This is a genomic window from Pseudomonas sp. SDO5591_S426, assembly GCF_054070755.1.
On sequence record NZ_JBSVXD010000184.1, the window covers coordinates 1 to 10759 of the forward strand.

Annotated in this window: 9 protein-coding genes; 5 read left to right on the forward strand and 4 right to left on the reverse strand. The window is 61.3% G+C overall.

Annotation, left to right across the window (positions count from 1 at the left end; all coding sequences use genetic code 11):
- Positions 1-88 precede the first annotated feature (88 nt).
- The 4 genes from ACW9JC_RS24990 to ACW9JC_RS25005 all read right to left on the reverse strand — a co-directional run bounded on the left by ACW9JC_RS24990 (position 89) and on the right by ACW9JC_RS25005 (position 5217).
- Positions 89-844: a class II aldolase/adducin family protein gene (locus ACW9JC_RS24990; RefSeq protein ID WP_457458296.1), complete on the reverse strand. Its 756-nt coding sequence runs from the start codon at positions 842-844 to the stop codon at positions 89-91.
- Positions 841-1785: a CobW family GTP-binding protein gene (locus tag ACW9JC_RS24995; protein WP_457458298.1), complete on the reverse strand. Its 945-nt coding sequence runs from the start codon at positions 1783-1785 to the stop codon at positions 841-843. Before ACW9JC_RS24995 ends, ACW9JC_RS24990 begins: the two co-directional genes overlap by 4 nt.
- Entirely contained in the window at positions 1782-3530 is a 1749-nt protein-coding gene (locus ACW9JC_RS25000) for an amidohydrolase (RefSeq protein WP_457458300.1), read from the reverse strand. The genes ACW9JC_RS24995 and ACW9JC_RS25000 overlap by 4 nt, the downstream gene beginning before the upstream one ends.
- 82 nt (positions 3531-3612) lie before the next feature.
- Entirely contained in the window at positions 3613-5217 is a 1605-nt protein-coding gene (locus ACW9JC_RS25005) for a 5-guanidino-2-oxopentanoate decarboxylase (RefSeq protein WP_457458302.1), read from the reverse strand.
- Between the two features lie 318 nt (positions 5218-5535).
- Between ACW9JC_RS25005 and ACW9JC_RS25010 the strand changes: the two genes are divergently transcribed.
- The 5 genes from ACW9JC_RS25010 (at position 5536) to ACW9JC_RS25030 (ending at position 10725) form a co-directional block, all read left to right on the forward strand.
- Complete coding sequence (locus tag ACW9JC_RS25010; RefSeq protein ID WP_457458304.1) at positions 5536-6441, forward strand: LysR substrate-binding domain-containing protein; 906 nt, start codon at positions 5536-5538, stop codon at positions 6439-6441.
- A gap of 272 nt (positions 6442-6713) precedes the next feature.
- Complete coding sequence (locus tag ACW9JC_RS25015; RefSeq protein ID WP_457458306.1) at positions 6714-7805, forward strand: ABC transporter ATP-binding protein; 1092 nt, start codon at positions 6714-6716, stop codon at positions 7803-7805.
- An 89-nt stretch (positions 7806-7894) separates the two neighbouring features.
- On the forward strand, positions 7895-9007 hold the full coding sequence (locus tag ACW9JC_RS25020; RefSeq protein WP_457458308.1) for an ABC transporter substrate-binding protein: 1113 nt from the start codon (positions 7895-7897) through the stop codon (positions 9005-9007).
- A 10-nt stretch (positions 9008-9017) separates the two neighbouring features.
- Positions 9018-9890: an ABC transporter permease gene (locus tag ACW9JC_RS25025; RefSeq protein WP_457458310.1), complete on the forward strand. Its 873-nt coding sequence runs from the start codon at positions 9018-9020 to the stop codon at positions 9888-9890.
- Between the two features lie 7 nt (positions 9891-9897).
- Positions 9898-10725 carry an ABC transporter permease gene (locus tag ACW9JC_RS25030; protein WP_457458312.1) on the forward strand — a complete coding sequence of 276 codons (828 nt, stop codon included), beginning with the start codon at positions 9898-9900 and terminating at the stop codon, positions 10723-10725.
- Positions 10726-10759: the final 34 nt, after the last annotated feature.

Here is a 10759-nt window from a genome sequence, read left to right on the forward strand (position 1 = left end):
GGTATACGCAAGATCTGCGGACAACCTAAAACACTGTGGGAGCTGGCTTGCCAGCGATGAGGCCAGTTCAAACAACGGAGGATTTGGATCAGTTTCGATAATCCGGAGCCACCCTATCCAACAATCTCAACAACGCCGCCCAAGCCAGTTCCATAGCATCCGGATCAGCAAGCTCACCCTCCTCCAGCACCCGCCCCGGATCATTGAACTGGCGCTCGGTATGCGCACAAACCTCGTCTGATGGCAGCACCAATTCACCCGCCGCCATGGCCGCCAACTGAATGTCGCAGGCCTTTTCCAGGTAATACATGCGCATGAACGCCTGTCCCACCGTCTCGCCCACCGTCAGCAAGCCATGGTTGCGCAGCATCAACACCGGCATGTCGCCGATGTCCGCCACCAGCCGTTGCTGCTCGCTCATGTCCAGCGCCACGCCCTCATAATCGTGGTAAGCCACGCGGCCGTAAAACTCCATGGAAATCTGGTTCACCGGCAATAACCCGCACTTCAACGCAGCGACCGCGCAGCCGGATCGGGTGTGGGTGTGCAATACGCATTGCGCGTCTTCACGGGCGCCGTGGATTGCACTGTGAATCACGAAACCGGCCGGGTTCACCGGATACGGCGACGGTTCCACGGCATGGCCATTGAGGTCGATTTTCACCAGATTCGACGCCGTGACTTCATCAAACATCAGCCCATAAGGGTTGATCAGAAAATGATGCTCCGGCCCCGGAATACGCACCGAGATGTGAGTGAAGATCAAGTCGGTCATACGGAAATGCGCCACCAGCCGATAGCAGGCGGCGAGTTCTTCGCGCAGACGTTGTTCGGTCGGGCTCATACGCTCACCTTCACGGTGCAGGCCTCAAGCCCTTGACCCAGCGCTTCCCAGCCATCGAACCCGCGTCGGGCGATGAACACCAGACGCGTGGCAGTTGCCTGGCCTTCATCGGTGGCCGGCAGAAATTGACTGCGCGTGCCGACGTGTTGCAGCCAATGCGCCTTGTTGCCCTGCACCAGCTTCACCAGTCCCTTGACCCTAAACACATCACTCGGCAACGCCTGTAACCAGCCGCGCAAACCGTCAGCATCGAGCGCCGCGTCGCTCTGCCACAACCAACTGCTGAACATCTCGCCGTGATCGCCATCGGACACCCGCGTCAGCGGTTTCACTTTGCGCGGCTCAAGCTCCAGATCGGTGTCGAGCCACAGCGCATCCGGCAGTTGCGCCTGCACGCTTTCATGCACGCGCGTCCTGAGGCCCAATGCCTCGCGCAACGCCTGCAACTGGGCCTCGTCGACCAGATCGGTCTTGTTCAACAGCAGCAAGTCGGCGGCAGCCACCTGCGCCCGCGCCAGTCGTGCGTACTCGCCATCGAGTTGCAGATGACGGGTGGCATCGACCACGGTGATGACCATGTCCAGTTGCATCTGACTGCGCAGCTGTGGATAAGCCAGGGTCTGCACGATGCGCTGCGGATCGGACACGCCGCTGCACTCGATGACGATGCGTTCCAGGCGCGGTTCCAATTGCGCCAGGCTGCCGAGCTGCGCCAGCAGATCTTCCTGCACGGTGCAGCAGATGCAGCCGTTTTGCAGGCTGTACACGGCATCCGTCACTTCGGAAACGATGGCCGCATCGATGTTCAGCTCGCCGAAGTCGTTGACGATCACCGCCAGCCGACTGCCTTCGGCACGGCGCACCATGCGGTTGAGCAAGGTGGTTTTACCGGCGCCGAGGAAGCCCGAAACGACAGTCACGGCGATGCGTTGGGAAGTCATTCTGCCTTGCCCTCCAGCACCGGTGGTTCGCCCTGCCACACGGCTTTGAGCCCGATATCGGCCAGCGTCGAATGGCGGTCGTAAACCAGTTGCCCTTCAACTAAAGTCAGCAGCACCTGAGTCTTGTGGATGTAGTTGCGCGCCGGTTCGGCGAACAGGTCGCGGTCGATGACGATCAGGTCCGCCGCCTTGCCCACTTGCAGGCTGCCGGTGCTGTGTTCCAAACCCATGGCGATGGCGCCGTTGCTGGTGATCACGGTCAGTGCCTGTTCGAGGCTGATCGGGTCGCCGAAGCAGGCCGGGTCGTCGTTCCACGGGTTCTGCCGGGTGATCATGGTTTCCAGCGCCAGCCACGGGTCGATGGACGCCACCGGCCAGTCGGTGCCCATTACCGCCGTGCCGCCTGCGGCGAGTACGCCTTTGAAATCGTAGATGCGCTTGAGGCGTTCCTGGCCGTAACCGGAACGTGCACCGCTGGCGAACGGCGTCGGATACCACGCCGCCGGCGAGAATTCGGCGATGACATTCAGCTCCTTGAAGCGCGGCAAGTTGCCCGGATGCAACAAGGTGCTGTGGGCGCACTGGTGGCGCACGCCGCTGAAACCGTTGCGACGACGGGCCTCGGCCACGGCATCGAGGAACACGTCTGACGCGCCGTCGCCGGTGCAGTGGGCGATCACGCGGATGCCCTTGCGGTCCATGTCCACCACCATGTCGGTGATGTGTTCCGGGGTCAGGTTGAGCTTGCCGCGCCAGCTCTTTTCCTCTGGCCACGGGGTCAGCAGATAGGAAGATTTCGGTTCGACGGTGCCGTCGAAGTGGAACTTCACCGCGTTGGCGCTCAGGCGCGCGCTGCGGTAGTAGTGACGTTCGCCGGCCAGCAGTTCCCAGCGGCGACGCACAGGAAAAATATCGTCCTGCCAACTGATCGCAGCCTCGATGCGCACGGTCAGTTCGCCGCTGTCGTCGAGTTCCTTGAGGGCTTGCAAACGTTGTTCGCAGACGTGCACGTATTTGCTCGCCGTGACACCGCGCGAGCTCTGGAAATGCACGCCATCACGATAGGCGCGACGCAGCACACTGACCGGGGTCGGCGGCATCGCGGCGTGGATCATCGCGTAGGCGCCGTCGATCATCAGGCCGGTGGGTTCGCCGGTCAGCTCGTCACGCTCGAAGTAGCCATTGCGCGGATCGGAGGTGTTGCCATCGATGCCGGCCAGTTCCAGTGCCTTGGAGTTGACCATCATGGTGCCCCACATGCGGTCGAGCAGCGCCACCGGACGGTCCGGCATCACGCTGTCGAGCCAGGCGCGGCCCGGAGTCAGGCCGGCTTCGCGGAAGGTGTAGCGCACCCAGTACTGACCGTAGATCCAGCCGTCGCCGGGATGACTGTCGGCATAGGCGAGGATGCTTTCGCGCAGTTGCTCCGGGGTCGGGTCTTCGATGCCGACATCGAGGTCATCGGCGTAGCGCGGCGCCAGCGCGAGGTCGGGGTGCGTGTGCATGTCGTGCAGGCCCGGCATGCAGAACGCGCCTTGCAGGTCATGCACACGGGTGTTCGGCCCCTTGAACATTTCAATCTGGCTGAGCCCGGCGACACCGATCAACTTGCCATCGCGAATCGCCACCGCTTCGGCCCATGGGTTGGCAGGGTCCTGGGTGTAGATACGACCGTTGGCGAGGATCAGATCGGCGTAGGTCCCCTGCGCGGAATGGGTAGAGGAAAAGTTATCGGACTCAGCCATGTAAGCCACCTTCAAGTTCAGTGAGATTGAAAGGTCCACCGTTCGTTATGCGAGTCGGGGACCTGAAAAAATTGTTGTTGTTTTAGTCAGCCAGGAATGTCGCGGCGTCGACCTCGACCATGACCGGTTCGTTGATGTTGTCGAGTTGCCCCAGCAGCTCGCGCAAGCCGTGCAGGTTGCTCACCCGGTGATGGCTGACGTGGCAGCTTTGTGCGAGGGCGGCGAAGTCCGGCGTGAGGATGTCCACGCCCAGCAACGGCACCGCTTTGGCATTCATGTAGTCGCGGATTTCCGCGTAGCTGCTGTTGTTCCACAGCAGCAGGATCACGCCGACGCCGGCCTCTTTGGCCGCGATCAGTTCGGCGCTGGAAAACTGCAAGCCACCGTCGCCGACCAACGCCACCACCGGGCGCGAGGGTTGAGCGAGTTTGGCGCCGATGGCGGCGGGCAAACCGTAGCCGAGGGTGCCGTAGCCGCTGCCGGCGTTGAACCAGCTATTGGGGGTTGGCGCGCGGTAACCGAGGGCGCCCTGATACACCGGTTGGGTCGAGTCGCCGACGATCAACGGCTCTGCCAAGTGATCGCGCACGGTATCGAGCAAGGCTTGCATGCGGCTTTGCTTTGCGTTCCAGCCGGCGTGTTCGACAGCGTTGACCTTGCTCACTCGTTCATCGGCCCAGGCTGGATCGGCCTGGCGTTGTGGCAGTCGATCCAGCAACAAAAGCAATCCCTGTTCGGCATCGCCAAGCAAGCCGACGGTGGCCGCTTGTACGCCGAGTATTTGCATGGGATCGATGTCCAGGCGAATCAGCGGTGCCTTGAACTGCAAAGGACCAAGGCCGAAAAAGTCGTAGTCGGTTTCTCCCAGCTCAGTGCCGACCGCCAGCACCACGTCGGCCTCGGCGATCAGTTCGCGACCATGGGCCGAGGACTGCACGCCGTCGAGCAACAACGGATGTTCCGGCGCCAGCAATCCTCGGGCATTGGTGGTCAGCGCCACGGGGGCATGCAGACGTTCGGCGAGCGCGGTCAGCGCTTCAGCGGCCCGGCGTGCACCGCCACCGGCCAGGATCAATGGACGCTGTGCGCACTTGATCAGATCGACAGCGGCGTCGATGGACTCCGGTGCCGGGGCCGGCGCTGCCGGCAGCGCGCGAGGACGCAAGTCCAGCCCCTCGGCAGACATCTCCAGCACATCCAGCGGAATCTCGATGTGCACTGGCCGTGGCCGCGTGCAGCCAAACAGGGCAAAGGCCCGCGCCAGCACTTCCGGCAACTGCGATGGGTGCTGCAACGTATGGCTGAAGGCGCAGACACCGGCGACCAACGCGCGCTGATCAGGCAGTTCATGCAGGTGACCATGACCCAGACGCAAGTGCTCGCGACGGTTGCAGGTGGAGATCACCAGCATCGGCACAGAGTCGGCGTAGGCCTGGCCCATGGCGGTGATGATGTTGGTCATACCGGGACCGGTGATGATGAAACACACACCCGGTTTGCCACTGGCGCGGGCATAACCGTCGGCCATGAACCCGGCGCCCTGTTCGTGGCGTGGGCTGATGTGCTTCAGGCGGCTGCCGTGCAAGCCGCGATACAGCTCGACGGTGTGCACGCCGGGAATGCCGAAGACGGTTTCAACGCCATAGCCTTCCAGCAACTGAACGAGCGCCTGGGCACAACGGATCATGCAGCACCTCTTTGATGACGGGCCTGACTGACCCAGTGACAAGTGGGACTAGTATTGTTGAACCAACCGATACAACAATCGATTTTTTTTGGCCTGACTGTTCGATTTACGTCACCATAGGAAAATTCAGCCAAGACACCTGTAGCAGCTGGCGAAGCCTGCGTTCGGCTGCGTAGCAGTCGTAAAACCTCCTTGCGAGGTCTGTCTGACAGTGCGCGAACGCTGACTTCACGACTGCTGCGCAGCCGAACGCAGGCTTCGCCAGCTGCTACAGGTTTTGCACTGGCCCTTGCTTTCATATTTCCAACGGGATGATTTATGCGTTTTCCTTCGATGACCGCCCTTCGCGCGCTGGACGCGGTTGCCCGCACAGGCAGCGTGTCGGTTGCGGCCCGTGAACTGAACCTGACCCGCAGCGCCATCAGTCACCAGATCAGCAAGCTTGAGGAATGCGTGGGCTTTGCTCTGACCGAGCGCATTGGCCGAGGGATCGGCCTGACCTATCAGGGCGAGCGATATGCGCGGGAGGTGCACGGGATTCTGTTGAACCTGCTCGATGCCGGGCAGCTGATCGACGATCAGGAAATCTCCGGACGGCTGTGCGTCAGTTGCGCACCGGGGTTTGCTACTTATTGGTTGTGTCACCACATCGGCGCGTTCTTGCGGCAATACCCGCAGGTGCAATTGCAGCTGATCTCGCCGCGCACGCCGGATGACGTCAACAACCCCGGCGCCGACCTGTTCATCGCTTACGGGATTGGTGACTGGCCGGAAATGATTGTTGAAGAAATCGTTGCACTGCGCTTCTTCCCGGTGTGCAGCCCGCGCTTGATCAACGCTTTGAGCGGCCTGAAAAACCCGCAGGAACTGAGCAACTTCCCGTTGCTGCACATGACCGACTATTCCGACTGGCGCGTCTGGCTGACTGCCGCCGGCGCCTCGGGCGTCAACGCGGTGAGCGGCATCCTGTTCTCCGATGCGCACTGTGCGCAGTCGGCATGCATCGCCGGCCAGGGCATCGCCATTGGCGACAACCTGATCAGTGGCGATGCCTTGTCGAAGGGGCTGCTGGTGCGACCGTTCGACATCACCATCGATTTACATCGCGGCTATTACCTGGCGGCGGATCCGCAGAAAGCTGAGCGCGCGGTGGTTCAGGCCTTCAGCAACTGGGTCAAGACGCAACTTCAGTCGTCGCACCAGACGTGGCAGGACACGCTCTAAAACTCACCGCAAACCCCCTGTAGGAGCGAGCCTGCTCGCGATGGTCGTCAACGATGACGTGGGGCATCAGGTTTAACGCCGCGACCTGAAGACCATCGCGAGCAAGCTCGCTCCTACAGTGTTCATGGGAAAATGAGTAATAAAACTAACCAATACGCGCAAAATAATTCCATTGATGTAGCGATATTTTTAACAATAATAGGCCCAAAGCCCATTTCGGATTTGCATCCGTCCTCGTACGTTTTATGGGCAATAAAAAGAGGAACCTCATTGTGTCCAGCCGTTCAGCGATTCAGCTCAGCGCTCAAGGTATCAGCCAGTATTACGGCCGTTTCGCGGCGCTGGATAACGTCGATCTGGATGTTCGCCAAGGCGAATTCCTGACCCTGCTGGGCCCGTCCGGCTCGGGTAAAACCACCTTGCTGATGATCCTGGCCGGTTTCCTCAGCCCGACTTCGGGCAAGTTGATGGAACAAGGTGTCGACATCATCAAGCGCTCCGCCGAGAAGCGGAACTACGGCATGGTGTTCCAGGGTTATGCGCTGTTCCCGCACATGACTGTCGCCGACAACGTGGCCTACCCGCTGCGCATCCGCAAAGTCCCGGCCGAAGAACGCAACCGCCGGGTCAAGCACATCCTCGAAGTGGTCGGCCTCGGTGCACACATGCACAAGAAGCCCGCCGAGATGTCGGGCGGCCAGCAACAGCGTGTGGCAATTGCCCGGGCGCTGGTGTTCGAACCGGAATTGCTGTTGCTCGATGAACCGCTGTCGGCACTGGACAAGAACCTGCGCGAACAACTGCAATCCGAGCTGCAACGCATCCACCGGCAGGTCGGCACCAGTTTCGTCTTCGTTACCCACGACCAGAACGAAGCCCTGGCATTGTCCTCGCGTATCGCGATTTTCAACCACGGCAAGCTGACCCAGGTCGACACCCCGGAAAACATCTACAACCGCCCCGAGAGCCGTTTCGTCGCCGAGTTCCTCGGCAAGATGAACCTGTTCCCGCTGGACAACCTGACCCGCAACGGCCAAACCGCCAGTGGCCGCTGCGGTACCAGCGTCCTGCACGCCGTCGCGCCGAACGCGTTGAGCACAGCCCCGATCGTACTGGCCGTGCGCCCCGAGCACATGGAGTTGCACAGCGATTGCCCGACCATGGAGGGCTACAACGTGATGCCGGCACAACTCACCGACAAGGTTTATCAAGGCTCCAGCACCCATCTGGCATTGAAGGTTGGCGGCGACACGCTGCCGATCAACCTGTCAGTGCCGGGTAACCACCCTGGCGCGCAGATGCCCAGCGGTGCGCCGGTGTGGCTGAGCTGGCCGGTGCAGCAAAGCTTCCTGCTACAGGCTTGAACCCCAAGAATTTGCGACACAAAGCTCTCTTCCAATGACAACAAAAAGGCCGGTGCCCACGCAGGCGCCCGCCGACTGAGGACTTGTCCATGCGCCAGGATCACCAACAAGACTGCATCGAAGTGCTTATCGAAAAGGCCCGCGATGGTCAGATCAACCGTCGCACCTTCATTCAGGCCATGGGCCTGTTGGCGGCCGTGCCTTTGGCGCTGCGCAGCGGCATCAGTTGGTCGGCCGACAAGCCGCTGGTCGTGGTCAACTGGGGTGGCGATGCGCTGAATGCGTTCCGTTCGGCATGGACCGATACCTTCACCAAGAACACCGGCATTCAAGTGCGCATCGACGGCGCCGGCCCGACCGAGGGCGCGATTCGCTCGCAACTGGCCAGCGGTCAACCGAGCTGGGACGTGGTCGACGTCGAGAGCTACAGCGCCATCGTCCTGGGTCGGGAAAAGATCCTGCAACCGCTGGACTACAACGTGATCAAGCGCGACCAGGTGGCCCCGGCGCTCGCCTCGGACTTCGGCATCGCCAGCTACCAGTTCAGCTACGTGATGGCCTGGGACAGTGAAAAGTACGGCGACAACGGGCCAAAGAGCTGGGCGGATTTCTGGGACGTGAAGAAATTCCCCGGCAAACGCACCCTGTACAAATGGATGAACGGCATGCTCGAAGCGGCGCTGCTCGCCGACGGCGTTCCGGCTGATCAGCTGTACCCGCTGGACGTGCCACGGGCGATGAAGAAGATCGACGAGATCAAGCCGCACGTGTTGTCGTTCTGGAGCTCAGGGGCCGAAAGCCAGCAACTGATGGTTGACGGCGAAGTGTCGATGGGGGCGATCTGGCACACCCGCGCCAAGCTGCTCAGCGAAGACACCGACAACCGCGTGCGCTGGAGCTTCGACAACGGCTTCATCAACTCCAGCAGTTGGGCCGTGCTGAACGGCAACCCGGCCGGCACGCAACCGGCCATGCAGTTCATCCAGCTCGCCTTGCAGCCTGAAGGCCAGCTCAAGCTGTTCGAATTGCTGGGCAACGGCCCGTCCAACAGCGCCACGGAAAAGCTGATGTCGGCCAAGCAACTGGAAGCCAACTGCGCCTCCGAAGAAAACCTGAAAAAACAGATCGCTCTCAACGCCCAGTGGTACGCCGACAACTACTCCAAAGCCCTGGAAGAGTATCTGACGCGGTTGTCCAAGTGAGCCTGTGACCATGACTACGACCCTGACCTCAACCCTGACCAGACCCAAGCCCCGCTTCAGTTCGCCGGGCCTGGAGCGCAGCTTGCTGCTGTTTCCGCTGCCGGTGCTGCTGTTGGTCTTCTACGTGCTGCCGTTTCTTGGCGTGGTCGGCTGGAGTTTCTCGATGCCGACGCCGGGCATCGAGCAGTACGAACGTATTGCCACGGACCCGGCGATCCACGAAATGCTCTGGCGCACCTTTCGTCTGTGCATGACCGTCAGCTGCCTGGCCTTGGTAATCGGTTACCTGCTGGCCTACTGCTGGGTGTTCAGCCCGCCGTTCTGGCAGCGGGTGGTGGAGATTTGCATCTTCATTCCGTTCTGGATTTCCGTGCTGGTGCGGGCCTTCGGCTGGTTGATCGCCCTGCGCAGCAACGGCGTGCTCAATAACGGGCTGATGGGTATGGGTTTGATCGATCAACCGCTGCAACTGAGCCGCAATGAAATCGGCGTGGTCATCGGCATGCTCCACGTGATGATCCCGTACGCGGTGTTCCCGCTGCTGTCGACCATGCGCCAACTCGATCAGCGCGTGCTCATGGCGTCACGCGGCCTGGGTGCCGGTGCCTTGCGCACCTTCTGGCAAGTGCTGCTGCCGCAGACCCTGCCGGGCATGCTGGGCGCGTTCATCATGGTCTTCGTGTTCTGCCTGGGCTTCTTCATCACGCCGGTGCTGTTGGGCGGCGGGCAAACGGTGATGATCGCCGAATACGTATTCCTGCAAATGTTCCAGACCAGCAACTGGGGCCTGGGGGCTGCGCTGAGCGTCGTGCTTTTGGCTTTGGTCAGCGCATTGATCTGGGTGCTGCTGAAAATGACCCGCGTCAACCGACTGGTAGGCTGAGACGACTATGAATACCCATCGCACTAGCCTGAGTACCCGGCTGCTGGCCGTGGTCGCCATGGCCTTCATGCTGTTCCCGCTGTTGACGGTCATTCCCGTGTCGTTCACCAGCAAACGCTTCCTGTCGATGCCCGAAGGCAACTGGTCGCTGCGCCACTACGAGGCGCTGGTCAGCAACCCTGACTGGTTCCACGCCATCAGCCAGAGCCTGACCATCGCCTTCGCCACCAGCATCATCGCCACGTTGCTGGCGGCGAGTTTCAGCCTCGGCATCTGGTACATGCGCTCCAAATGGGCCACGGCGCTGATGGGCCTGGTGCTGTTGCCAATGGCGATCCCGCCGGTGATTTCCGCGCTGGTGCTGTACTTCATGGAAACCAAGCTCGGTCGTTACGCGCCGGGCATGGGTTACGACACCCTCACCGGCGTGGTGATCGCCCACGTGATCATGGTCGTGCCGTACGGCGTGGTGACCATGCTGGTGGCGTTGAGCAACATTGACCGGCGCATCGAACTGGCCTCGCGCAACCTCGGCGCCAGCCTGATGCAGACCACGTTCATGGTGATCCTGCCGAACCTGAAACTGGGCCTGGCCTCCACCGCCCTGCTGGGTTTCGCCCTGTCGTGGGAAGAGGTCGCGGTGACGCTGTTCATCACCAGCGTCAACGTCGACACCCTGCCCAAACGCATCTGGAGCGGCTTGCGCGATAACGTCGACCCGAGCGTCGCGGCAATTTCGGTGTTGTTGATCAGCCTGACGCTGATGGTGTTGATTGGTCGCTTGGTGGTTCAGCACCTGGCGGACAAACGTGCGCAGAAACTCCTGCATCCTTGATTGAATAAGCGCCCCTGTAGGAGCTGCCGCAGGC